Annotated in this window: 21 protein-coding genes and 1 pseudogene; 10 read left to right on the top strand and 12 right to left on the bottom strand. The window is 36.0% G+C overall.

Annotation, left to right across the window (positions count from 1 at the left end):
* Window positions 1-105 precede the first annotated feature (105 nt).
* Genes leuB through QF044_RS07705 form a run of 4 tightly spaced genes read right to left on the bottom strand, consistent with a single transcriptional unit; the run spans window position 106 to window position 4,414 of the window.
* Window positions 106-1,230: a 3-isopropylmalate dehydrogenase gene (gene leuB / locus QF044_RS07720; protein ID WP_307265663.1), complete on the bottom strand. Its 1,125-nt coding sequence runs from the start codon at window positions 1,228-1,230 to the stop codon at window positions 106-108.
* Window positions 1,211-1,816 (bottom strand): 3-isopropylmalate dehydratase small subunit, encoded by a 606-nt coding sequence (leuD, locus tag QF044_RS07715; protein ID WP_307265662.1) that lies wholly within the window; start codon window positions 1,814-1,816, stop codon window positions 1,211-1,213. Before leuD ends, leuB begins: the two co-directional genes overlap by 20 nt.
* Before the next feature lie 16 nt (window positions 1,817-1,832).
* Window positions 1,833-3,221, bottom strand: coding sequence for a 3-isopropylmalate dehydratase large subunit (leuC, locus tag QF044_RS07710; protein WP_307265661.1), 1,389 nt, complete (start codon window positions 3,219-3,221; stop codon window positions 1,833-1,835).
* A gap of 29 nt (window positions 3,222-3,250) precedes the next feature.
* On the bottom strand, window positions 3,251-4,414 hold the full coding sequence (locus QF044_RS07705) for a 2-isopropylmalate synthase (protein ID WP_307265660.1): 1,164 nt from the start codon (window positions 4,412-4,414) through the stop codon (window positions 3,251-3,253).
* Window positions 4,415-4,560: 146 nt separating this feature from the next.
* Between QF044_RS07705 and QF044_RS07700 the strand changes: the two genes are divergently transcribed.
* Window positions 4,561-6,105: a hypothetical protein gene (locus QF044_RS07700; RefSeq protein ID WP_307265659.1), complete on the top strand. Its 1,545-nt coding sequence runs from the start codon at window positions 4,561-4,563 to the stop codon at window positions 6,103-6,105.
* A gap of 60 nt (window positions 6,106-6,165) precedes the next feature.
* Here the strand turns inward: QF044_RS07700 and QF044_RS07695 are convergent, their stop codons facing one another.
* Entirely contained in the window at window positions 6,166-7,140 is a 975-nt protein-coding gene (locus QF044_RS07695) for a dipeptidase (RefSeq protein ID WP_307265658.1), read from the bottom strand.
* 241 nt (window positions 7,141-7,381) lie between these two features.
* Between QF044_RS07695 and thrS the strand changes: the two genes are divergently transcribed.
* The 9 genes from thrS (at window position 7,382) to QF044_RS07650 (ending at window position 17,790) form a co-directional block, all read left to right on the top strand.
* Entirely contained in the window at window positions 7,382-9,301 is a 1,920-nt protein-coding gene (gene thrS / locus QF044_RS07690; protein WP_307265657.1) for a threonine--tRNA ligase, read from the top strand.
* A 200-nt stretch (window positions 9,302-9,501) separates the two neighbouring features.
* Entirely contained in the window at window positions 9,502-10,002 is a 501-nt protein-coding gene (gene infC, locus QF044_RS07685) for a translation initiation factor IF-3 (protein ID WP_307265656.1), read from the top strand.
* A 198-nt stretch (window positions 10,003-10,200) separates the two neighbouring features.
* Window positions 10,201-11,022, top strand: coding sequence for an alpha/beta fold hydrolase (locus QF044_RS07680; RefSeq protein ID WP_307265655.1), 822 nt, complete (start codon window positions 10,201-10,203; stop codon window positions 11,020-11,022).
* A 230-nt stretch (window positions 11,023-11,252) separates the two neighbouring features.
* Window positions 11,253-11,450 carry a 50S ribosomal protein L35 gene (rpmI, locus tag QF044_RS07675; protein ID WP_307265654.1) on the top strand — a complete coding sequence of 66 codons (198 nt, stop codon included), beginning with the start codon at window positions 11,253-11,255 and terminating at the stop codon, window positions 11,448-11,450.
* Window positions 11,451-11,567: 117 nt separating this feature from the next.
* Window positions 11,568-11,912 (top strand): 50S ribosomal protein L20, encoded by a 345-nt coding sequence (gene rplT / locus QF044_RS07670; protein WP_034705993.1) that lies wholly within the window; start codon window positions 11,568-11,570, stop codon window positions 11,910-11,912.
* A 237-nt stretch (window positions 11,913-12,149) separates the two neighbouring features.
* Window positions 12,150-13,334 (top strand): M28 family peptidase, encoded by a 1,185-nt coding sequence (locus QF044_RS07665; RefSeq protein WP_307265653.1) that lies wholly within the window; start codon window positions 12,150-12,152, stop codon window positions 13,332-13,334.
* Window positions 13,335-13,363: 29 nt separating this feature from the next.
* Window positions 13,364-14,545, top strand: coding sequence for a M28 family peptidase (locus QF044_RS07660; RefSeq protein WP_307265652.1), 1,182 nt, complete (start codon window positions 13,364-13,366; stop codon window positions 14,543-14,545).
* A gap of 79 nt (window positions 14,546-14,624) precedes the next feature.
* Window positions 14,625-15,809 (top strand): M28 family peptidase, encoded by a 1,185-nt coding sequence (locus tag QF044_RS07655; protein ID WP_307265651.1) that lies wholly within the window; start codon window positions 14,625-14,627, stop codon window positions 15,807-15,809.
* A gap of 631 nt (window positions 15,810-16,440) precedes the next feature.
* Window positions 16,441-17,790 (top strand): hypothetical protein, encoded by a 1,350-nt coding sequence (locus QF044_RS07650; RefSeq protein WP_307265650.1) that lies wholly within the window; start codon window positions 16,441-16,443, stop codon window positions 17,788-17,790.
* A gap of 61 nt (window positions 17,791-17,851) precedes the next feature.
* Here QF044_RS07650 and QF044_RS21575 read toward each other — a convergent pair.
* The 7 genes and pseudogenes from QF044_RS21575 to QF044_RS07620 form a co-directional block, all read right to left on the bottom strand.
* A pseudogene (locus QF044_RS21575) lies at window positions 17,852-17,956 on the bottom strand (RHS repeat-associated core domain-containing protein); the annotation flags it as partial.
* Window positions 17,957-18,558: 602 nt separating this feature from the next.
* Window positions 18,559-19,254, bottom strand: a complete 696-nt coding sequence (locus tag QF044_RS07645) for a hypothetical protein (RefSeq protein WP_307265649.1) — start codon at window positions 19,252-19,254, stop codon at window positions 18,559-18,561.
* On the bottom strand, window positions 19,254-19,322 hold the full coding sequence (locus QF044_RS07640) for a hypothetical protein (protein WP_307271972.1): 69 nt from the start codon (window positions 19,320-19,322) through the stop codon (window positions 19,254-19,256). Before QF044_RS07640 ends, QF044_RS07645 begins: the two co-directional genes overlap by 1 nt.
* 54 nt (window positions 19,323-19,376) lie before the next feature.
* Window positions 19,377-19,928: a hypothetical protein gene (locus QF044_RS07635; RefSeq protein ID WP_307265648.1), complete on the bottom strand. Its 552-nt coding sequence runs from the start codon at window positions 19,926-19,928 to the stop codon at window positions 19,377-19,379.
* On the bottom strand, window positions 19,915-20,430 hold the full coding sequence (locus tag QF044_RS07630) for a hypothetical protein (protein WP_307265647.1): 516 nt from the start codon (window positions 20,428-20,430) through the stop codon (window positions 19,915-19,917). Before QF044_RS07630 ends, QF044_RS07635 begins: the two co-directional genes overlap by 14 nt.
* Window positions 20,411-23,347 carry a DUF6443 domain-containing protein gene (locus tag QF044_RS07625; protein ID WP_307265646.1) on the bottom strand — a complete coding sequence of 979 codons (2,937 nt, stop codon included), beginning with the start codon at window positions 23,345-23,347 and terminating at the stop codon, window positions 20,411-20,413. The genes QF044_RS07630 and QF044_RS07625 overlap by 20 nt, the downstream gene beginning before the upstream one ends.
* A 6-nt stretch (window positions 23,348-23,353) precedes the next feature.
* The gene (locus tag QF044_RS07620) at window positions 23,354-26,683 is read right to left on the bottom strand and encodes a hypothetical protein (protein WP_307265645.1); all 3,330 of its coding nucleotides are present in this window, start codon (window positions 26,681-26,683) and stop codon (window positions 23,354-23,356) included.
* Window positions 26,684-26,686: the final 3 nt, after the last annotated feature.

Genomic DNA, 26,686 nt, shown 5'->3' with positions numbered 1-26,686 from the left:
TTGAATTTTAAGATTTGATCAGGATACTAAGGCACAACGAAAAGGCCCTGCTCAAGCTGAGACAGGACCTTCCTTTCTACTTATTATTATATGGACTGATTTTATTTATACGATCGTAGATTTACCGATCTTGATATTTTCAAAATTGTAATATGATTTTTCAGAATATTTAATGTAATCTGCGATAAAATTTCCTACTTCACTTGTTGAATAATGCTGTTGAGAATTAAGATCTACCGTAACATATTTGTTTTCTATAGCATGCTCCACTGCCCTTCTCAGTTTATCAGCAGCTTCATGAAGTTCAAGATAATCAAGCATCATAGCCGTACTCAGGATAGATGCTACAGGATTGGCAATACCTTTCCCCTTAGCCTGAGGATAAGATCCGTGAATAGGCTCAAATAAAGCATTCTCTTCACCTATCGATGCAGAAGGAAGAAGTCCGATAGATCCACCGATCACACTGGCTTCATCAGAAATAATATCCCCGAACATATTCTCAGTCAGAATGACGTCAAACTGTTTTGGATTAAGAACCAGCTGCATGGCTGCATTATCTACAAATATATAATCCAGCTTTACATCAGGATATTGAGGGGCAATCTCCTGGCAGGTTTTTCTCCAGAGTCTGGAAGTATCCAAAACATTGGCCTTATCAATTAATGTAAGCTTCTTTTTCCTTTTTTCAGCTTCTTTAAAAGCCATGTGCGCAATGGGAATAATATCTTCTTTACTGTATTTGCACACATCATAAGCGTATTTTCCATCCGGATCTGTAAATTTTTCACCGAAATAAATACCGCTCACCAGTTCTCTGAAAATCTGAATATCTGTTCCCTCGATGATTTCTCTTTTCAAAGGACTTTTTTCAATCAGTGAAGGATAAGTTTTAAGAGGTCTGATATTCGCATAAAGTCCCAGCTCCTTGCGCAGCTTCAGAAGTCCCTGTTCAGGTCTTACTTTAGCATCCGGATTGTTATCAAAAAAAGGATCTCCAATGGCACCGAACAGAACAGCATCAGAATCTTTGCAGATTCTCAGGGTTTCATCAGGCAGCGGATCTCCTGTTTTAAAGATCGCTTCAGCGCCCATTAATCCATAGGAATATTGAAACCTGCAGCTAAAAACTTCGGACACTGCATCCAATACCTTCAAACTTTCATTGACAACCTCCGGGCCGATCCCGTCTCCGGAAAGAACCGCTATTTTAAAATAACTGCTGCTCATACTTTTGTGTTTTTTGTTCAAATTGTTTTATTGCCTGTTTTCTGCTGATTAAAAAATCAATATCATCATAACCGTTGATCAGACATATTTTTTTATAAGAATCCAGCTCAAATGTTTCTGTGAATCCGTTAAAGGTTACCGTCTGCTGTTCCACATCTACAACAATTTCAGAATCCGGTTTTTTCGTAATATTTTCCAGAATTTCTTTTAAAAAGTTATCCGAAACTTTGACAGGAAGCAGCCCGTTATTCAGAGCATTTCCTTTAAAAATATCCGCGAAATAGCTTGAAATGATCACTTTAAAACCATAATCCGTCAAAGACCAGGCTGCATGTTCCCTGCTGCTGCCACATCCGAAATTATTTCCGGCAACCAGGATTTCACCGCTGTATTCGGCATGGTTAAGAACAAAATCCGGATTGGGTTCTCCTGTATGAATATTAAACCTCCAGTCTCTGAAAAGATTTTCCCCAAACCCTTTTCTGTCTATACTTTTCAGGAATCTTGCGGGAATGATCTGGTCTGTGTCTATATTTTCTGCCGGCAATGGTACTGCACGGGATTTTATAAGCGTTAATTTTTGCATTTGTTTTGTGATCTCTTTAGTTTAAATTTTCAAAAGCTGAAATTCTTCCTTCAATGGCTGCTTTCGCCGCGGTGAGCGGACTGGCAAGAATAGTTCTCGCACCCTGTCCCTGCCTGCCTTCAAAATTCCTGTTTGAAGTGGAAACACAATATTCTCCCTCTGGAATTTTGTCATCATTCATGGCGAGACAAGCGGAACATCCGGGCTGACGAATCTGGAACCCTGCATCATTGAAAATTTTATCCAGTCCCTCTTCATAGATTTGTTTTACGACCTGCTGTGATCCCGGAACGATCAAGGCATTCACATTGTCAGACTTGTTTTTTCCTTTGATATACTGTGCTGCAGTTCGGAAATCTTCTATCCTTCCATTCGTACAGCTTCCGATAAATACATGATTTACTTTCACATCAGAAACTCCCTGTCCGGCTTCCAGTCCCATATACTGAAGAGCTTTTGTTTCAGATTCATTCTGAGGAACAGGAATACTTTCACGGACTGAAATTCCCATTCCGGGATTGGTTCCATAGGTAATCATAGGAAAAATCTCTGAGGCATCAAACTCCAGTTCTTTATCAAAAACAGCCCCTTCATCTGTTTTCAGAGTTTTCCAGTAGGCCAGCTTATTTTCCCATTCTTCTCCCTGTGGGGCGAAGATTTTACCTTTTACATAGTCAAATGTTGTGGTATCAGGAGCAATCATTCCGCCTCGGGCACCCATCTCAATGCTCATATTACAGACCGTCATCCTGCCTTCCATCGACATCTCTTCAAATACACTGCCTGCATATTCACAGAAATAACCTGTTCCGCCATCAGTCCCAATTTTTGAAATAATGTATAGGATTACATCTTTGGACTGAACGTTCTCATTTAGTTTTCCATTGACCGTAATTCTCATAGACTTAGGTTTATTCAGTAAAAGACATTGGCTTGCAAAAACCTGTGCCACCTGGCTGGTTCCAATACCAAATGCTATCGCTCCAAATGCTCCGTGTGTAGAGGTATGGCTGTCTCCGCATACAATACTCATTCCCGGCTGAGTAATTCCCAATTCTGGGGCAATAATATGTACGATCCCCTGATACTGATGGCCTAATCCAAATAATTCAATATTATTTTTTTTACAGTTTTCTGTAAGCTGCTCGACTTGATTTCTTGACAATTCATCACGGATCGGCAGTTCCTGATTGATAGTAGGGACATTATGATCTGCCGTGGCAACGATCTGATTTGGCCTGAAAACTTCAAGATTTCTTGCTTCAAGTTCCGCAAAAGCCTGAGGGCTGGTCACCTCATGAATTAAGTGTTTATCTATATAAATGATCTGCGGCCCGTCGGGAATAGTTTCCACAACATGGGCATCCCAGACTTTATCAAAAAGTGTCTTTTTATTATTATCCATATTCAATTTTCCCTGATTTAAATCAATTACTATCCTATTTTTCTACTGTACGTTTCCATCATCATGTAGAGATCATCATTGACCACTTCTTTTTTCCTGTCAGCGATCTTTAAAAACTCCTGATAAAGGAAATCCAGTTCATTTTTGGTGATTTCGTAGCCGATATGTTTGAAACGGTAAGCCAAAGCAGAGCGTCCGCTCCTAGCTGTCAGGATAATAGATGAAGCATTTACTCCCACTTCTTCAGGATCAATAATTTCATAAGTCTCCCTGTTTTTGATAACGCCATCCTGGTGAATCCCTGAGCTGTGAGCAAAAGCATTGGCTCCTACAATCGCTTTGTTAGGCTGTACAGGCATTCCCATCAGATCTGAAACCATAAGACTCATCTCATTCAGCATTTTAGAATTGATATCAGTATGTAAGTTGAGATCCTTATGCTGTTTTAAAATCATGACGACTTCTTCTAAGGCCGTATTTCCGGCTCTTTCCCCCAATCCGTTAATCGTGCATTCGATCTGGCGGGCTCCGTTGATGACCCCTGCAATAGAATTGGCTGTGGCCAATCCAAGATCATTATGGCAATGGCATGAGAGAATGGCTTTTTCAATACCTTTTACATTTTCTTTGAGGTATTTTATTTTCTGTCCGTATTCCTCAGGAAGGCAATACCCTGTAGTATCAGGGATATTAAGAACAGTTGCACCAGCTTTTATCACTTCCTCGCAGACCTTTGCCAGGTACGCATTATCTGTTCTTCCTGCATCTTCTGCATAAAATTCCACATCTTCCACATACCGCTTTGCATATTTTACGGCTTCCACAGCACGTTCCAGAATATCTTCCCTTGTTGAGTTGAATTTATATTGAATGTGGGAATCAGAAGTTCCGATCCCGGTATGAATTCGAGGTCTTTTTGCATATTTAAGGGCTTCAGCAGCCGTATCAATGTCTTTTTTATTGGCTCTTGTCAATCCGCAAACGGTTGCATTCCTTACCAATTTTGAAATTTCTGAAACGGATTCAAAATCTCCGGGACTGGAAATCGGAAAACCAGCTTCAATTACGTCAATCCCTAGTTTATCAAGCCTTTCAGCTATAATAAGTTTTTGCTTTGTATTCAGTTTACATCCGGGGACCTGTTCCCCATCCCTCAGCGTCGTATCAAAAATTTCGATTTTTTCGGAATTCATAATGAAGTTTTTTACTTAATTTTGATCAAAACTACCGCTTACAATATTTTTACGTTTTCATTTTTTCTGAAAATTACAATATTCAACAGCTGATATGATAGCCGCAATCACTTAATAATCAATATTTTAAATTTTATAAATTTACAATGGCAGAACTGCAGAAAGATTTTTTGTTTATACTGATTAAGTCATTAACCACTTCAGAAAAGCGTCAGTTTAAACTGTATGTGAATCGTCTCGGAATTAATGTCGATGCTAAATTTCTGCTCCTTTTTTCGGAACTGGATAAGATGAAAGAGTACGATGAAAATATTATTATTGATAAAAAGATTTCAACGAAACAGCAACTTTCCAATCTGAAAGCTCATTTATATAAACAGATCCTCGTAAGCCTCCGAATGAATCCGAGCAATCAGAATTACAGGATACAGCTTCGTGAACAACTTGATTTTTCTATTATCCTTTATCAGAAAGGGCTTTATAAGCAGGCTTTAAAAATATTGGATAAAGCTAAACAGGCTGCTCTGGAATTAGATGAAAAAAGCATTGCTTCAGAAATCATCAATCTGGAAAAAGTCATTGAATCACAATTCATTACCCGAAGTATCGAAGGACGTGCAGATGAGCTCATAGAACAGTCTACAGAGATCAACCGACAAAATCATTATGCTACAGAACTTTCTAATCTTTCCCTGAAGCTGTACAGTGAAATGCTGATTCATGGTTATGTAAAAAATGATACTGACCGGGAAAAGGTTTTGCAAATTTTCAATGCCCAGATCAAGAAAATACCGTTAAATAAGCTGAACTTCACAGAAAAGTTGTGGTATTACAAAGCCCATGTATGGAAAAACCAACTGCTACAGGATTATAAGTATACCCTGAAATATGCCTATCAATGGGTAGATCTCTTTCATAAAAAGCCAGAAATGATCATCAGTCATCCGGTATGGTATATCAAGGGAAACACGTATCTGCTGAAAACTTTATTCCTTTATGGAAACATTGATATCCTGGAGGAGAACTTTAAAAATTTCAACACGATGGTAAATTCCCAGAATTTTGTACAGAACGAAAACCTGCAGGCACTTATCTTCCTCACCCATTACAATACCCTCATGAATATTCATTTTGTAAAAGGTGAATTCTTCACAGGGACAAAGCTTATTCCTGAAATTGAACTGAAGATGGAAAGGCTGAGGGAAAAGATTGATGAACATCACTTTATGATCCTTTATCTGAAAATGGCTGCCATGTTTTTCGGAAGCAAAAACTTTAAGAAATCAATAGAATATTCTATGAAGGTTGTGGAGTGTAAAGGAAATGTCCAGGAGGATCTTTTATTCCATACCAGAATCCTGATTTTAATGGCGAAATATGAGTCCGGAAATGATGAAGATTATGATGAATTTATCAATTCAACGTTAAAATTTACCCGGAAAATGAAAAAGCCGGAAGCCTTTCATTTTGAAAGTATTGAATTCTTTAAAAACATCAACAATCTGGTTTTAAATGACAAACAAAAGTCATTTGAAGCTTTTAATGAAATACTGGAAGGCTTTGCTAAAAATGAATATTACAGAAGATCATTGTTCTATATCGATATTCATGGCTGGGTAAAATCTAAGGTAAAAAATGTGGATGTAATAGAAATTATCAAGCAGAAAGTAAGATATAAGAGAAAGAACTGAAACAAGCTGGTGGCTTCTAAAACTTAGTCACCAGCTTGTTTTTATTCCTAAAATAGTTATCTAAAGTTTAATTCTTTCCATAAAGTCCAACACATTTTTGTGGCTTATCTTCTCCATAATTTCAGGAGAAAATTCCTTTTCAATCTTACTGTTAACAGAGTTGAAAGCAGAAGCATCATCATATCCTTCAAAGAAAATGGGATGGCGGGATTTATCCGGATGATTTTTGCAAAAGAAGAAGTCTGCACCGTAAGCAACAGCATTTTCTCCTCCCAGATCCAATCCGTACCGGATATGTTCATATAATAGTTCAGGATTTTTGTCATCTACACAGTTTCTGATAAAATTGACTCCTATCAAGCCTTTTCGTCTGATCACTTCTTTGGCCAGCTCATCGGGAAGATTTCTGTTTTTATCATGAATATTCCTGTAGTTGGAGTGGCTTGCAATAATCGGTATGTTGTAGTTTCTCTGGTCTACATAATTAAGAATTCCGTATGCCAGCTGGTCACTGGTGTGGGCAAGGTCAATCGGTATATTTTTATCTGAAATATAATCAAGCAGGACTTTTCCGTCTTCTTTCAGTCCGGCTGTGGAATTGTTTCCCCCTCCAAAGCGATTTTCAGTGTGATGTGTTATTCCTAAATAAAAGATCTTCTGTGTTTTTTCAATAATCGCTTCCAGTTTTTTGAATCCTGAATCCAGAGTGTCCTCTTCTCCACAAAAACCGGATGCATTTTCAATAGAAGCAATAATTCCTACCCTGTTTTCATTTTCAGGATTTTTATAGTTTTCGCCTTCAAATAAAAAGAAATTCTCATTTTTTAATAAATCTGCAAACAGTTCACTCTGCATTGCTCCATCTGATGTACTGTTACCGCCTGTCGCTGAGTATATAGCCATCACCTGCAGCTTGACATTTCCTTCTTTTAAAAAAGGAAGCGAACATCCCAATTCATTATCATCAATTTTTGCAGCCGGGTCCAATAAATAGCATAAAAGATCACAGTGCAGGTCAATATTAAAGTTCTTCATATCATTATACATATTATCATGTCTTTCTTTGAATTATTGTAGAAAAAACAGTCTCTTTTCACAGCATTTCACTGTAAAAATTTCATTTTTATTAAAAAAAACAGGAGTAAAAACGAATTTATTTAAAATCACAAATCTCATTTTCAAGATTCAACAGTAATTCTTATTTCAAATATACTTTAAAAATAGCATACTAACTAAAAAATGCGTATTTTTGCATCTTAAAATTTCTTAGTAAACAATGATAAAAATTACACTTCCAGACAATAGTGTCAGAGAATTTGAAGGAGAAGTTACTCCTTTAGATGTGGCGAAATCTATCAGTGAGGGATTGGCTAGAAATACCATTTCCGCAGTTGTAAACGGCAAACAAGTAGAAACCACCACACCTATAACCACAGATTCAACGGTACAATTGCTGACCTGGAATGATGATCTTGGAAAGAAAGCCTTCTGGCACTCTTCTGCCCACCTGTTGGCGCAGGCTATCCTGGATTTTTATCCTAATGCTAAACTGACAATAGGACCTGCTATTGAAAGCGGATTTTATTATGATGTAGATTTCGGGGACGAAAATATATCCGAAAAAGATTTTGAGAAAATTGAAAAGAAAGTGTTGGAAAATGCGAAGAAAGCTTCAACATTCTCATTATACCCTGTTTCTAAAGAAGAAGCTTTAAAAACATATGCAGATAATCCTTACAAAGTAGAGCTTATCTCTAATCTGAATGATGGAGAGATCACTTTTGTAACCCATGATAACTTCACCGATCTATGTCGTGGAGGCCATATTCCTAACACAGGAATTGTGAAAGCTGTGAAGATCTTAAATGCAGCGGGTGCTTACTGGAGAGGAAATGAAAAAAATCCTCAGCTGACAAGAGTTTACGGTATTTCTTTCCCTAAACAGAAGGATCTTACCGAATATCTTGAAAGACTGGAAGAAGCAAAAAGAAGAGATCACAGAAAACTGGGTAAGGAACTTGGAATTTTTGCATTCTCTGAAAAAGTTGGTGCAGGTTTACCACTTTGGTTACCTAAAGGAACTGCTTTGAGAAGAAAACTGGAGAATTTCCTAAGTGATGCCCAGAAAAAAGGAGGTTACGAATTTGTTATGTCGCCACATATCGGTTCAAAAGAATTGTATGTGACCTCGGGACACTGGGATAAATATGGAGCAGACAGCTTCCAGCCGATCAAAACACCAAATGAAGGTGAAGAATTCATGCTGAAGCCAATGAACTGTCCGCACCACTGTGAAATCTACAAAACTTCACAATGGAGCTACAGAGATCTTCCAAAAAGGTACGCAGAATTTGGAACTGTGTACAGATATGAGCAGAGTGGAGAGCTTCACGGCCTGACAAGGGTTCGTGGATTTACCCAGGATGATGCTCACTTATTCTGTACTCCGGATCAGCTTTCAGAGGAATTTGAAAAGGTAATTGATCTGACTCTTTATGTTTTTAAATCTTTAGGATTTGAAGATTTTGTAACTCAGGTTTCTTTAAGAGATCCTGAAAACAAAGAAAAATATATCGGTTCTGATGAGAACTGGGAAAAAGCTGAAAATGCTATCATTAATGCAGCTGAGAAAAAAGGTTTGAAAACAATTGTAGAATATGGCGAAGCTGCATTCTATGGTCCAAAACTGGATTTCATGGTGAAAGATGCTTTGGGAAGAAAATGGCAGCTGGGAACAATCCAGGTTGACTATAACTTACCGGAGAGATTTGATCTTCACTATATTGGAAGTGATAATGAGAAGCACAGACCGGTGATGATCCACAGAGCACCATTCGGTTCTATGGAACGATTTATTGCCATCTTATTAGAGAACACTGCGGGAGATTTTCCATTATGGCTAAGCCCTGATCAGTTTATAATTCTACCAATCAGTGAAAAATATGTAGATTATTCAAAAAAAGTTTCACAATTTTTAGAAAATCACGATATTAGCGGTCAGATTGATGAGAGAAATGAGAAGACGGGTAAAAAAATCCGTGATGCAGAATTGAATAAGATCCCTTTTATGCTGGTTGTAGGAGAAAATGAGGAGAAAGAAGGCACGATTTCTGTAAGAAGACGTGGAGAAGGTGACCTTGGAGTGATGAGCATGGAGGATTTTGTTTCTTACTTTAAGAAAGAAGCAGCGATATAGAATTTAAATTATTAAAAGATTTAAGAATTAAAACAAATTAAAGATTATTGAGTTTAGATTAATCTTTAAATGATTACATTTTTTAATTTCTTAAATTTAGAAAGAATAGATAAGTAATTAACCAATAAAATTATAATACAATAGCACAAAGATTTAACAACAGGGGCCCACAGAGACGTCCTGTACAGGAGGACTTACACTTGATCAACGATAAAATTCGTGTGAGAGAGCTTCGTTTAGTGGGCGATAACGTAGAGCCGGGGATTTTTCCAATTGATAAAGCAAGACAACTTGCTATAGAACAGGAATTGGACCTAGTAGTAATTTCAGATAAGGCTGAACCTTTCATTGCAAGGATATTAGACTATAAAAAGTTTTTATATGAGCAAAAGAAAAAGCAGAAAGAACTTAAAGCCAAGCAAATAAAAGTGGTGGTAAAGGAGATCCGTTTCGGACCTCAGACTGACGACCATGATTATGAGTTTAAGAAGAAACATGCTGAAAAATTCCTTGAAGAAGGGTCAAAACTAAAAACCTACGTTTTTTTTAAAGGACGTTCAATTATCTTCAAAGACCAGGGAGAAATCTTACTTCTAAAACTTGCTCAGGAACTTGAGCACGTTGGAAAGGTAGATCAACTGCCGAAGCTTGAAGGAAAAAGGATGATCATGATGATGAGTCCAAAAAAACCAGCTAAATAGTTTTTATAGACATCATGTCTATTTTCTATCATATAAAGCCTCAAATTGTTTTGGGGCTTTTTTGTTTTTAATTTATTAAATTATTTATATAAAATTATCCTACATCAATATCCGATGAAAGATATAAGTATACATTTGTATTGTAAATAACAAAGAGCAATATTTACTACATTATTAATAAACTTAGACAAAAAAACAATGAGCACACTTACATTAAAAGACGGAACGCAGATTTACTACAAAGATTGGGGAAAAGGACAGCCTGTATTCTTTCACCATGGATGGCCATTATCGAGTGATGACTGGGATGCACAAATGTTTTTCTTCCTGGAGCAGGGGTACAGAGTTATAGCCCATGACAGAAGAGGCCACGGAAGGTCTGAACAAACTGCTGAAGGGCATAATATGGACACTTATGCTGCAGATGTTGCAGAAATTGTTGAAGCTTTGGATCTAAAAGACGTCATTCACGTAGGCCACTCTACAGGAGGAGGTGAAGTGATCAGATATATTGCTCAACACAGCAAAGGAAGGGCTTCAAAAGCTGTTTTGATAAGTGCAGTGACTCCTATTATGGTGAAAACTGAAAATAACCCCAATGGAATTCCAATGTCTATCTTTGATGAAATCCGTCAAAACACAGCAACTCAGAGACAACAGTATTTTGTAGATTTTTCAATGGCATTTTACGGTTATAACAGAGAAGGGGCAAAAGAATCTGAGGGAATCCGCAGAAACTGGTGGAGACAGGGAATGATGGGATCTATCAAAGCTCATTATGACTGTATCAAAGCTTTCTCTGAAACAGATTTTACTGAAGATCTTAAAAGTGTGGAAGTACCGGTATTGGTATTGCATGGAGAAGACGATCAAATTGTACCTTACGAAATCACAGGTGTTGTAGCTGCAAAATTGGTTAAAAACGGGAAGCTAATTACTTATCCAGGTTTCCCTCACGGTATGCCAACTACAGAAGCTGCCACTATTAATAAAGATCTTTTGGAGTTTTTTAAATCATAGTTCCATTCAATTAATATTATTTAACTGCAGATCTGTGTATCTGCAGTTTTTTAATGAGACCCTTACAGCTAAAGAAAGTATGCAGATTTTATTCCTGAAGAAATTGTATAAATTCAATAGGGACAGGTAAAAAATTGGTGTTTTTTTTGTATCTTTGCAAACTATTATTCCTCAGTATTGTAGGAATCAAGGACAAGATATTGATAACAAAACAATAAAAAAGCAGAACAATGCCAAAATTAAAAACGAAATCAGGTGCTAAAAAGCGTTTTAAACTTACCGGAACTGGTAAGATTAAAAGAAAGAATGCTTTCAAAAGTCACATTTTGACAAAAAAAGAAACTAAGCAGAAGAGAAATCTTACGCAGACTTCTTATGTTGCAAAAGTGGACGAAAAAAGCGTTCTACGTCAATTAGCCATTAAGTAGTTTTTATAAATCTATATTCGGTTTATAAGAATTCAAAACAATTCAAAAAATTTAACCCTGAAACGGTGCCACTAAGAGCAGTTTGACTGCCGCCCTTTTCAAAAAAACAATTTAATTATGCCAAGATCAGTAAATGCAGTAGCTTCAAGAGCTCGCAGAAAGAAAATTATTAAGCAAGCTAAAGGTTTTTTCGGTAGAAGAAAGAACGTTTGGACTGTAGCTAAAAACGCCGTGGAAAAAGCAATGCAATATGCTTACCGTGGTAGAAAAGAGAAAAAGAGAAACTTCAGATCACTTTGGATTACTCGTATCAACGCGGGTGCCAGAGAGCATGGAATGTCTTACTCTCAGTTTATGGGAGCTCTTAAAAAGAACAACGTTGAGCTTAACAGAAAAGTTTTAGCTGATTTAGCAATGAATCACCCTGAAGCTTTCAAAGCAGTTGTAGATCAAGTAAAATAATGTAGAATTTTTTGTTATCAATATAATCCCGGGCTTTGCTCGGGATTTTTTTATTTAGTGTGGTATGATGTAATTTTTTTTCACAAAATTTCATATAATGTAGTTTAATATTCGTCAATAATATCTTTTATAAAAAAAATAAAGCCCCATTGGAGAATTTTACTTTTGTGTAAAATAAAATTGATTTTTATTATCTACATTTGTTGAATTATTAAATCTTTAAAACTTTAGTTAAAAGTGAAAAAAATAACGACTATTTTACTCCTTTCTTTATCAGCTTATAGTCTTCAGGGCCAGAATTTTATACAGGCTTATCAAAATAGGGTCAATGAGATATCTCAAAATAATATTACAGCTAATCTTCAGGACTTTGGAAATTTAGGCATCAAAACCACGGGCAGCCCAAATAACACAATTGCATTAAATTGGCTTAAGAATAAATATCTTTCCTATGGTTATACAGTAAGCCAGATCGTGGAAGATCCTTTTTCATTTGATAATGGATCAACCGTTGTGAACTCTAAAAATCTTATCATTACCAAAACGGGAACAGTCTATCCCAATAAATATGTTATTATCTGTGGACATTATGATACAATCAACGGTCCCGGAGTGAACGACAACGGAAGCGGAACTTCTATACTTCTGGAAGCAGCCAGAATTTTAAAGGATGTTCCTACTGATTATTCTATCAAATTCATTCATTTTTCAGGAGAAGAGCAAGGCTTGTATGGCAGCTCTCATTACGCAAATAATGTAGCTTATCAAAATAATATCCGCCAGTTGGATATAAAACTTATTTTCAATATAGATCAGGCAGGCGGTAAACTTGGAAACAATAATAATACGGTTAAATGTGAAAGAGATACCGGAGGTCAACCCGAAAACAATGCCGCTTCGAACCAGATAACGCAGGAACTGGCTGTATGTACCGAATTGTACTCGCCTCTACAGACTGTATTTTCACCGACTTATTCATCAGATTATATGCCTTTTGAATCTAAGAAGGAAGTGATCACAGGATTTTACGAGTATCTGGAAAGCCCTCATCCACACAGTTCAAGTGATACTTTTGCGAATGTAGATCCCGTGTATGTATTCAATATCGGAAAAGCAGCTGTAGGTGCATTACAGCATTTTGCAAACGCCTCAGCTACCCTGGCAACAAATGAAGTATATCCTGAAAACTCATTGGAAACCATCAGGATCTACCCTAACCCAGCCAATAATATTTTAAATATTGATCTGCCACATGATGTTAAGCATTTCGATATAGAAATTACCGATATGAATGGACGTTTGGTTTTGAATGCAGAAAATGAAAAGCAGATGAACACCTCTACCCTTACAAACGGAACCTATATGGTCACTGTAAAATCAGATAAAAACCGCATCACCAAAAAGGTAATCATCAAGAAATAGACACACACCAATCCAAAATAAAGTTTAATATGAAAAAATTTACTCCATTTTTATGCACTGCATTAGCGGTAGGGAGCCTCAATGCCCAGACATTGATACAGGCTTACAAAAACAGGGCTGATCTGGTTTCCCAGCCCAACATTACAGCAAATCTTCAGGATTTCTCCAATTTAGGGGTAAAAACCACAGGGTCTGTAAATAATGCCAATACACTCGCCTGGATCAAAGGCAAGTATACTTCCTACGGATATTCTGCCAGCCAGATCACAGAGGATCCTTTCACTTTTGGAAGTACCAGCTCCAAAAACCTGGTAATAACCAAAACGGGAACGGTCTATCCTAATAAATACGTTATTATCTGTGGGCATTATGATACCATCACAGGCCCTGGAACCAATGATAACGGCAGCGGGACTTCTGTTATATTGGAAGTAGCCAGAATATTAAAAGATATACCCACGGAATATTCTATCAAGTTTATTCATTTCTCAGGAGAGGAACAGGGCTTGTATGGCAGCTCTCACTATGCAAACAGTGTGGCTTACCAAAGTGGGATAAAAAAACTGGATATCAAACTGATTTTCAATCTTGACCAGGTAGGGGGTCAGTTGGGTAATGTTAACAGTAAAATTATCTGCGAAAAGGATACCGGAGGACAGTCGGGAAATAATGCGGCATCTAAAACTGTCACAGATCAGCTGGCAGCATGTACTACCCTATACTCGCCTCTTCAGACCAGTATTTCCAATGCATATTCTTCAGATTATATGCCTTTTGAACAGAAAGGATATGTAATTACCGGTTTTTATGAATATACAAGGAGTTATAATGAACACACTGTGGATGATACATTTGCGAATGTGGATCCTGTTTATGTGTTTAAAGTTGCTAAAGCTGCTGTAGGCGCTATGCAGCATTTTGCAACGGCATCTTCTACTGTTACAGCTGCTTCTGCAGCCAGGGAAAAACCTCTCCAAACTTCAGAACCTGTAAAAATGTATCCAAATCCTGTTAAGAACATTCTTACTGTTGAAGTACCGGATTCAAATACCAAACCCTTCTCTGTTGAAATTACCAACCTAGCAGGAAAATCTGTGTTAAAGGAAGAAAACAACACTCAGGTGAATGTTTCAGGCCTGAGCAATGGTGTTTACTTCTGTACTGTAAAAACGGAAAATACCAGCGTAACAAGAAAAATAATTATTGAATAACAATTCATAAAATCCTGACTATTAGTCGGGATTTTTCATTTAAAATTATCACCAACACCAACCATAAAATAAATTGAAAATGAAAAAATTAATCACAATTTTACCAATTTTTTTAGCTGTCTTCAGCGGGAAGGCGCAAACTTTTATTCAGGCCTACCAGGACAGAGCCAATCTGGTTTCACAAACCAATATTACAACGAATCTCCAGGATTTTTCCAACCTGGGAATAAAAACAACGGGATCTGTAAAGAATGCAAACGCACTTACCTGGATCAAAAACAAGTATATTTCTTACGGATATTCTGCCAGCCAGATTGTAGAGGATCCCTTTACCTTCGGGAGTACCAGTTCCAAAAACCTGGTCATTACAAAAACAGGAACAGTTTATCCTAATAAATATGTTATTATCTGCGGGCATTTCGACAGTATTTATGGTCCCGGAGTAAATGACAACGGCAGCGGGACTTCTATAATACTAGAGGCTGCCAGAATTTTAAGAAACGTTCCTACGGAATATTCTATCAAGTTCATTCATTTTTCCGGAGAAGAACAGGGTCTCCGGGGAAGTTCTCACTATGTTAATGAAGTAGCTTACCAAAACGGGACCAGAGTACTGGATATAAAACTGGTATTCAATCTTGATCAGGTGGGCGGAGTGATGGGAAATAATAACAATACCGTTTATTGCGATCAGGATCAGGCCGGACCAACCGGCAATAATGCGGCATCTGCAGCCGTAACCCAGCAGCTTAGAAACTGTACTGTACTCTACTCTCCACTTCAGACGGCTGTTGATCCTGCTGAAGATACGGACTATATTCCTTTTGAAAGAAAAGGTGAAGTGATCACCGGCTTTTTTGAAAGGATAAGAAGTAGCTATCCGCACAGCTCTAATGATACTTTTGCCAATACAGATCCTGTTTACATTTACAAAATAGGAAAAGCCACTGTAGGAGCATTACAGCATTTTGCCGTTGCTACCGCAGCCAATTCAATTGCTTTAAGATCAAAAGAACCTGTTTCAGAACGTTCTATTGAATCTGTTTCACTCTACCCTAATCCTGCAAAAGATACCATTAATATTGAACTTCCTGCAGAGGTAAAAGATTTCAGCTTCGAAATTACAGATCTTTCAGGAAAGTCATTGTTAAAAAGAAATAATGAGACAAAAATTAACGTGTCAGAAATAGCTGCAGGAGCTTATATCGGGATTATAAAAGCTGACGGGCAGACGGCAGTACGTAAAGTATTGATCGAGAGGTAATGTGGAATAAATAATAGTATTAAAATTACTGCTCAACAAAACTCTTGTAAAAGAGCTAAAACAATTGATAAACAAATAAGAATTATCAATCTGTCAATGAAAATATTACACCTATTATGTAATTATGTAATTGTATCGAACTGAATCTATGAAAAAGGCTGGAATGGAGAAAATTATATCCAAATATTAATGGTTACTTTTTGTTTTTTACTGCCCTCAATGCATAACGCATAAAGTAATAAACAGGAAACCAGGAAGATACTTTACAGGAAAGAACTGAAGCTGTATGAAAATGAAACTGGAAATAATCCAAAGGCTTATATCAGTAAATTCAATACACTCCGGGAAAAATCATGAAAGATAATGACTGGGAAGTTGCCACAGACTGTCTGTATCATAAGCGCGTTGCTTTTACTACATCAATAAAAGTGACAGTTCTGTGGTCACTACTCAAAAAGAAATTGAGGAAGCGAATAATATGGTCTAAGATCTATCAAGTGCTAAATGGAAAAGAAGTTTTGCTCTAAGTTCTATCAATAATACATTTTATTTTGGTTTTCTATTGTCCGACTTCGGTAATAAATAAAACGTTTTGCGTAATTTTCAACAACAATTAAGCATAAGAGAAAAAATGAGGTTACTATTTATTGGACTTTTAATATTACTTACTACAAATTCCTTTGCCCAAAGCAATGGACAGTTTGTTAAAGAACATCAATCCAATTGCAAAATATGGTTAGATGAACCAAGTCCTACAGACAGCCTTATTTGGAACGGCAGTTGCAAAAACAATTTTGCATCCGGAGCTGGTTTTTTACAATGGTTTCAAAATAATAAACTGGCAGCTACTTACAAAGGAGAAATGAAGCAAGGGAAATTCAACGGAAAAGGGAAATTTAAAATCATTGGATATGCAAGTTTTGAAGGGCCTTTTATCAATGGTGCTTTAAATGGAAAAGGTGCAGCTTATTTCGATAACGGTGGAAAAACCATTGGCAATTTTGTAGATGGTAATTTTCTGAATTTAGACGATAAATATTTGCCCCTTCTTAAAAAGCAAACGATATCGATTAAAAACAGTACGGAAATTTATAACAATATTAATAAGGACGATAATCTATTCTACTATGCACTTGCACCGAAAAAATCTATAGAAGCTGTTTTAATATTGTTCCCATCTTACGGTGAATCTGCTGAAAATGTAATCAGCTGCAATAAAAACTTAATGCAACAGGCATACGAGAAAAATATTTTATCAGTTGTTGTAGCTGCAAATACAAATAATACATTAGAAACAGATACAACAGCAAAGAAATTTTTTGATGCCGTTTTTGAAGATGTTGTTATCAAATATAAAGCGCCAAAGAATAAATTCATTCTGAGTGGGTTTTCATTAGGTGGAATGAATGCACTTCAATACACCGAAATGTCTCGCAATGCAAAATACGCCACTTATTTAAAGCCATTGGCAGTAATTGGAATTGACCCACCGGTAGATATGATGGATTTATACAATGGAGCAAAAAATGCAATTGTTAAATACGAAAAGGAAGGTGATCAGTTATCAGAAAGTAAAAAAATCGCATTGCAGGAAGACCATTTTATAGTAGATGATTTTAAAAAGCTCTACGGTGGTTCGCCAGAAGAGTTTCCTGAAAGATATGTAGACGCCTCGATGTTTACAAGAAGCAGAGACGACGGCGGTAATGCCAAATATTTGGTTGATGTTCCTGTAAGGTTGTATTGCGACCCGGATATAATTTGGCAGCTTAAAAACAAAAGCAGAGACTATTATGATATGAATGCAGCCAACCTTTCGGCTATGACCAATTTTTTAATGCAAAATGGAAATAAAAAAGCAGAATTTATTCCTGCCATTGGTAAAGGCTACAGGGTTGACGGCACAAGACATCCACACTCCTGGTCTATTGTAGAACCAGAAGACTGTATAAAATGGCTTTTGAATTTATCGGGAATGTGAAATACTGTGTCAATCTAAAATGGTGCTTCTCAAAAAAAATCTAGTTCAAATCTAATATTTTCTCCGCTAACGGATCCATAATACCCCATCTCCCTACATCCGGCATATAAAATCTTGCGCCATAATCATACATTCCCGTCTCTTGAAGTTCCTTCCCGTTGTACTTTATAATTGTAACGTTATTTAGGTGGAGGGTTAGGAATTTTAGAATCTAGCAAATCTCGTGAAAACTTATAATAAGGAATTTCTTTAAGTCTTTTATCTATTTTTAGTAAAATCAAGTCCTCAATAATTTCCTCTTGTCTCTTTGATAATTCGTGTGAATTAAATCTAAATTTGAGATTCTTCCCATTTAAATAATAATTTATCTGTCGTGGCTGGGCATCAGGAATACTTTTAAATTGAATTGAATCATAAAAAGAGTTTAATATTTTTTTTTTAAGAAGCAAAATCAATCTTTTGAGTTGATTTAAAATATTTATATTTTATTCCTTTGTCAACTGATATTAAATCTTCCATACATACATACATACATACATACATACATACAAAGAGTCTTTGTCATTTATGAGGATTCCAATCCTTGGTTCATTAGGATTCATACTAAATCCCAATGATACTTCAATATACTCTTGCTTTTCTTTATGACATGAAAGCAATAGTATACTAATCATTATAATACTAATTAATTTCATACGACTATTGATCTTTATGTTGAGACTTCCATTTTTATCTACTTTTATCATAGACCCGTTAAAATTCCACATTTCAGTTTTTATCTGAGAAATTACCTAACTTTAATTTTAGAGCCTCGTTTGCTTGCTTAAGAATTTGAAACCCTTCCTTAGTGTATGTATTTACCTTATTGTTTGTAGGATATTTTAAATACTCATTCTGGATATAATAATGTTGCCCATGTTGAGATTCCCAAGTGTCATATTTTCTATATTCTTTTGGAATGCTACTTGAATTAAGATAACCGTCATCTTGAAGATCATTAGCTTCCAAATCAGCGTGAACAAAAGATTCGTGAACTATTTGTCTTAAAGTATTAAAAAACTGACTGCCAGAATCGCCATATGCTTTATTTGAAATCAAAATCGAGACATTCTTCTCATCTTCCTTAGTTTTGCCTGTTGTAGACCCACCTACGGATGAGTTTGTTTTGACTCCATATGATAAATCTATGCCTTTATTATGATACTCTTCATTAGCCTTTGCTTCAAAAATAGTCTTTCCTCCGTATTCAACTTTTTGCCCTTTCTCCATATATTTAGATAAAAAAGCTTGTCCTTCTTTTGTTTTAGCAAAAAACACAAAAGCTTTATATTGCTCTTCATTACCTTTCTTCATTATATCACTCAAATCTAATTGCATCCCATCGGGATCAATATAAAGAATAGGATTATTTGCGGTATAATTAAATGGCGATATATTAAAATATTTCTCTGCGAGCGGATCCACTACTCCCATCTTCCGATATCCGGCATATAAAATCTCGCTCCATAATCATACATTCCAGTCTCTTTCAATTCTTTACCGCTGTATTTATAATTCTTATAAGTTGCACTAAGGTTTCCCTCTAGTTATTCTTCATCTTCCAAATTTTCATATTTATAATCTTTAAGAACTAGTATTCCGAAGTATTTCCATTCAAATTCATCTTGATAATTAACTCTTATTATTAATGTCTTTTTTGTTTTTTGAAGTACATCTATTGATTTAATTATTTTGTGGTGTGAAGGATATCTTCCATTTCCATATGGCGAGGTAGCTATAAAACTACCAGAATTTTCTCGTGTTAAAACAAATCCATCAAACATACCTAATTTTATTTCCTGCTTTGATTTAAAATTTGGGGTACTCAAACAAAGTATTGTTTGGAAAGTCATATTATCACTATCATACTTGCTTAATATTTCTTTATCAGAATTGTATTTTAAATATTCATACTTCATTTTTGAAGTATCATCTTGAAAATAATCAAATATTCCTAAATCAATTTTTTCATTATTTAGCATTCCTGATTTATAAGTTACAATAATTGGTTCATAAAACTCTAATATCTGTGCTTTTGCATTCCCTGCAAAACATAACAGCAGAATATATATAAATGCTTTTCTTTTAATTTGTTCCATTATTTTTTTTCTTTTCTTCTTCTCGAACATTTACAAGTTGGTTGACTATTTTCTCCGAATCAGTTCCAGGAGTTCTTGGAGTTATTAATTTAAACCCATCTGTTCCATATTTAGTGTGTTCTGTATCTTCATCTCCTGTTCTGTTTTCTATATGTGCATTCATTTCGTGATAAACAGTTTCCGCTAAATCATAATTGCTATATCCAGTTGTTTTCTCAATACCTCGTTTGTTTTTATATGTAGCGCTGTATCTTGAATCACTATTCTCTTCTTTGAAAAAATTTTCATTTAAAGAAATTAAGTGTACATTTTTATCGCCTGATTGGGTTATATCAAGATTGTTGAATTCTGAAGAATTGGAATATCCTTCAGGAATAGATACTTTTCCATCTTTTGTAAGTCCCATAGACTTTACATCAGCAATGGTTTCCGCTACAGTTGATGAACTAGTACCAAAGTTTTTAGAATTTATATATATATCATCAGCCTTTGCTAGTTCCATACTTATCCCAAATACGTCTCCCTTCTTCAGTCTTATACATTATTTCTTTCGAAGCTTTGAAAGAACCATTCGCCGTTAATATAATAATATCTTTTGCTTGTCTCCCATCAGGATCGATAAATCTTATTGGATTATCAAATGCGTAATTATATGGAGTGTACCTTCTCATCTTCTCCGCCAGCGGATCCACAACACCCCATCTTCCCAGATCAGGCATATAAAATCTTACTCCATAATCATACATTCCCGTCTCTTGAAGCTCCTTTCCATTGTACTTGTAGTTTTTATAGTCACCCAAAAGCCCCTTATTTCCTCCTACATGACTTAAGCCAAATGGATAATAATTATTGACATCTGTAATTTCAAGAATTCCTGCGCTGTTTTTGGCAAAACTTACCCTTGCATTTCCCAAATGATCTCGGTACTGGTAAATATAACGGTTTTCCGTGAAACTGTAAAATCCTTCAGAAGTGGGAACAAAGTCCAGTTTCCATTCCGGTAGACGGTCGGGTAAAATTGGATCTAAAATAACTTCTTTGAAAGCCTGCTCTTCGTAGGCCACACTTGTTCTGCACCACGCACAACTTGCTGTGGTCTCACTATAACTGTATTGAAAACCATCCAGGTAATCTGTAATATTAGTGGTCATAGACTGACCTTTTCCTCCTCCTTTAGTGTATTGTTTACGAAGTTTTGACCCATCAGCCCGGTATAAATAACTCAAACCAAAACTTACAATGTTTCCTAAAGGATTATTCTGGGTAATCGAATATGAATCCGGCAAGCTCAAATGGTTATAAACAATAGCCTCAATACCTTTATCCTTCATATTAATCATACTTCCGTTCAGATCATAGTCTATGATATTGTTACCGCCTTCATACCCTGCCGTGTTCACTGTTTCAATAACCTGATTCAGCCTGTTCCCTGTATAATTATAGGTAAGATTGTCAATAAGCTGAGTCTCTGCTGTAGGGGTCTTCCCATTCCTTTTTAAACTGGTTATGTTGCCGTTCAGGTCATAGGTTACATTTTCGTTAAAGAAATTATTATTGGGAGCCGTGGTATACGCTTCTCTGTAAATAGCATCTGTGAGTCTGTTTAATTTATCGTAAATGTAATGGTATGCTTTATAAACATCATCATTTGCCGCTTTCCAGTGTACCTCTGAAATATTCCCTCCATATTGGGGAGTTGATGTGCCGGGAATAGCAGGATCCTGGTATCTCATTGAGTATCCGAATAATTTTCCATTAAGGTTATCAGGGTCATTAATCTTAGTCATCCAGCCACGGATGTTATATTTATAATCGATGGTCTGTAGTGGTGATGCTATACTGGCACCTCCTATTTTTTTAGATTCCAGTTGAGAAAGCTCATTGTATTTGTTTTGAGCCAGATATTCAACAGGATTGCTGCCTATCTGATGGGTATGGGTCAGAAGCCTGTTTTGTGAATCATAAGTGAATTTTTCTGCGATATGCATTTCCGGATCTGTGCCAAGCCTCCTGTGATAGGTATTGGTCTGAAGGACAACCCCTGCAAAATCAAGTTTATGATTAACGACAGTATATCCTCCCAGATGGTTGTTGCTTCTTGAACCGATGTTTCTTCCTTTGGTATCATACCAGATAAAGTTCTTTGTCCACTTGTCATCTTCTATGTTTTTGACATAGGAAGCGGTAAGCATTCCTTTGGTGGTTTGTGAATTAGCCGGATTGTCAGTAAGGAGCTCTTGTGCAAATACATTGGTGACTGCAGAAGATCCCGTAGGATAGGTATCGTAATAATTGATACTTAAAATGGTTTGTGTGTCAGCCGGGAAGTAAACATTGGTATAATAAACAGCCATCCCATTTTGGGTAAATCCAGTTGTATTGCGGGATTCGGTAATAACAAGATCTTTAATCAGGTTTTGCATTACAGGTCTTTTACCTCCTGCCACAATTCCTGTATAGATGACTCTCCCGAATGTATCATACTTAGTCATCAGCCATTTTTCTGTCGGCTTCATAACCGCATCCTGGGTAAGAATCAAACGGTCGGCTTTATCATACACCATATACTCCCAGCCTTTTCCAGGAAGTTTCTTTTCCACTAAACGGTTTCTGCCATCGTAACGGTATTGGTAATAAAGGTTTTCTACAGTAGTGGTTTCTACAGTAGGTGCTGATGCTAAAGGAGGTATCACAAATGCCAGCTGATCATATTCATTATAAACGTAATAAGTATCTGTGTTTTGTGTAGCATTTAATACTTTTCTAACCAGTAAAACCTGCCCTTTCCCATTTTTGAATTCTATGGTTTTGTTACCATCTTCATCGGTTACTGTGTTTTTGTATAATTTTGAGGCTTGAAAATACTGAAGGAGCTGAACAGAGGTTTGGGTTCTGCCATCTACCCATGTTGTAGTGGTTTCGTATTTTCTTACATAGTCTTCCTCAATATTGGTATCGTAGTCAAATTTAACAGGCTTATTGCTCCAGTCATTTCCTACTTGAATCTGCTGTTGGATTCTATCCAATGGAGAGTTTTCCGGTATTTTTTCCGCATAGATCTTTTCTGATCCATACACTGACGAAGCATTTCCTAGTGGTGTTGGAACAATAGCTCCGTTCAGGGTTCCAGATTGCGGAACGGGAAGAAAGTCTTTTACTTGTCTTCCAAATCCGTCATATTCAATGTGAGTAACAACATCCCTTCCCAATGGTGATGCTTTGACATTAACGATTTGTTTGGGTCTCCCGAGTCCGTCAAAATACTGAACGGTTTCTGAGGTCTTTGTAGGTGTAGTTCCGCTATAATCCAGATATGTTTTTGCCTGAATATAGTTTTCGGTATTAGGAAGCTGGGTAAGCTGGGCATTCACGAAATTTGATAGGAGTAAAGTTCCTATCGGTATTAATATTTTTTTCATCGTGTGTTAGTTTTTATAGTTGTATTTATATTCTTTAACTATTTTGTATACAGGATTTCCTGCAGCATCTTTATCCAGCTGTTTTACTTCCTTCAATCGATTAGCTGTGTCATAAACATAAATTTCCCGGATCCCTGAAGGCGGGGTAATGCTTCGTACTCCGATTAAAGAATCGTAAGTATAGGTACTGATCTGATAGTTTGATAACGCAGAGTTATTTCTGAAAATATCCAAAGCTGAAATTAAAGACTGCTCTGAGGCATCAGTATCCAGCTGGGCATCATTAGTAGATGCGTTAACGATACTGTCTATCAATGTTTGTGAGATATCTGATAATTTTGCTCCTTCTATTTTAGCAATAGGCTGGGACTGATTGTAACCCCAAATAACTGTTGTTGAAATACCATCTTTTGTGGTGTATTGCTGAAGGTTACCTTTGGAATCATATTTGTCGTAAGTGACTTCAGTAGAAGCAGCTGTCGGAGTTTGAAGATCATAAGATAATACTGAAGTAGGTAATACCAATCCTGATGTTTTTGTATCAGCTTCAGCTTGGTTTAAAGGATAAAAAGTCTCTGATTTCGACAGTGTTTTTGTTGAAGTTCCAATAGTTTGTTTCATTTCTGTTTCTAGTGGAATACCAATCATATTTTTACTGATCATCAATTGATTACTTTTTTCATAGGCATAGCTATAATTGGTTTCCGTATTTTTATCATTATTAGTATGAATGACGGTTTGCTTTAAAAGATTGATCGGCTTTTGAATATCACTTAATGAATATTCATTATTTATTTTCGTAGTAATGAAACTTCCATTAATATAATCCTTTGTCTGAACTTCATCTAATAAGAATTTTCCTGATTCTATAGGATAAGATTCTAATACTTGTGTAGAATACATACCACCCGATGCAGTGCTTACATTTCTGTCAATCATGATAATTTTCCCGTAAGGAGCTATCATAAGTGGATTTCCGTAAGAATTGGAGGATAAAGCATTTTTAGAATAGGTCAGAGTGTAATTATAAATAATTTCTTTTACAGGGCTTGTTCCATTATCTGCATAAAATTTTTCGTTGATCAGATTTTTATTGGTAAAACGGAATGGATTAAATCCATTTCCAACATTGGATAAATCGAGTTCGTTTCCTTCTGCAATGAATTGATAAACTTTTCTGCCTTTTCCTAAGGTGTACTCTGTCACATATTCATAATTTACCACATCTTTCCCAAGCAAACTGGAGTTTATAGCCTGATCGGCACTCAGACCATACATATTGCAAAGTAATGATTTCCCTTCAAACTCAACTTCTCGTGGGATGATGTCTAAAAATTTCAAAGGTGAAGCAAAAACTCCTGAGGACTGCTCTCCGGCAAGAGTCGGATTATGATACTGGAACTGTCGTTTTGTGTAGGTTGTGGTACCATCAAAATCTTTTATACTTTTTATTCTAAGCCCTCCTACAATATTATTTTGATTGCTAATTTCTTTTACATATTTTATTTTGAATATTTTTAGTGTTGTTGAACAATTTCCCATCCTTCTTACCCTTATTCTCTTAGGAGCCTGTGGGTTTAGAAAAAATTTATTATTCGCTGGTGCTACATTACCATCTGTTAATTGTCCAACAACATCAGCTCCGCTAAAAGTCGCCAGATTCTTCCATTGATTATTGACAAATTCATCAAGGTAAGCCGTTCCCATACTGCTTCCATTTTCAGGAATTTCATTAGGAATCTGATTAGAACATGAATTAAGAAATTCAACCCAAAGCTGTTCATCAGGATTGATAGGATTTACATCAATATAAAAATATTCATTCGAGGGCGTAGTCATCAGGATGTTATCATACTCATTCTGATTACTGGTATAGGAATTATTAATATAGTTATATATCGTCTCCTGCCTTTTTGGAATAATTAATTTCCTCCAGACAGAATTGTTTTCATAAGTAAATGCAGATGATCCGCCTGTAGGATAGGTAATTTTATTTAAAATATAGGCTTGGGTATACATTGCATCCACATTTCTATCCGCTCCCTGGGTATAATCTTTATTAAAATAATGCATATTGGGAATCAGCCCTGTTCCTCCTTTTCCATTATAATAACCCCAGACATCCTGGGCATAGCTACCTATAGGCGGTTTGTTTTCTTCATTGTAATCAAAAGAATATTTACTGTTTTCCAATAGATTTTCTACTCTTAAAAGCTTTAATCTGTAATTCTTGTAATCCGAAGTGATATTGTCTGAAGAAGTAAAATAATCATGAATTAATTTTAATTTTCTAGTAATTTGATTGTTTTGATTATTAATTACATTGATTTCATATAATGCATAGGTATTCTCAGGGGTGTCTGTAAATACATCTTTCCTTCCAATTGTTCCCTTGATGGTATTGGTATAATTAAACTTTACTGTTTCATTATTGTACGTAATTTCTGTTGGCAACTTATCTATATAGCGGTTGGTCGTGGCGGTATGAATATCTTTTTGTCCTGCTACGCACGGGTCGGTTGCTGTGGGAATTGGATAATACAGATCCGTATATCCATGAGTAATGCTTTTATAGGATATATACTTGTCATACTTAAACGTAATTTCCTCATTATTTGGAAGCATAATTTTCTCTAATAGGAATGATGCCCTATAGGAAAAAGGAGATGTACTTAGTGAGCTAAGAGAATTCCCCACTCTCAATAAATAAACAATACCGTTGGGGTCAGTAATAGTAAATTTATTATCAGCATCTGAATAAGAAATTTTGATGTTTTCATAAGGTATTGTATGAAAGTTACCATTGGTATCTCTTGTAAAAGACCCCGAAATGGTAGGAAGGCTGTAATGATATATATCGGGCTCCGTATCCACTACATCATCCCTGATGGCTTGTAGTTTAACAAGAATATCATTAGGAAAACTTTCTACATTGATAGGGTCAATATATTGATAATCATAAATATTGCTGGGAAACCATCGTGCACTACTGTTTAAATCTTCCTTTCCGTGAACTTCAACAGAAATACTATTTGGGATAGACAAAGCCCATCCCAAGCCTACCGTACTTGAGGTTTCATCTACTTTTATCCCTCCTGTATTATAAGTTAAGCTAATTGGAATAGAAACTCCATATTTGGTAGAAACTGTATGCAGGGGTACAGAAACATTTAATTTTCCTGTTCTGTAATCTACAGGATAATCTCCAGCCTTAAAAATACTGTAGGTCTCTGGAGTAGAAGGTATGATTTTGTTATAATCCTTATCGGGATTGATCTGTGCCTGTACTGTATTTAGCATGAGCAATATCCCTATTGGAGTAATTATTTTTTTCATCGT

The organism is Chryseobacterium sp. W4I1 (assembly GCF_030816115.1).
Classification (GTDB): Bacteria; Bacteroidota; Bacteroidia; order Flavobacteriales; family Weeksellaceae; genus Chryseobacterium.
This window is presented reverse-complemented; position numbering and strand designations above follow the sequence as displayed.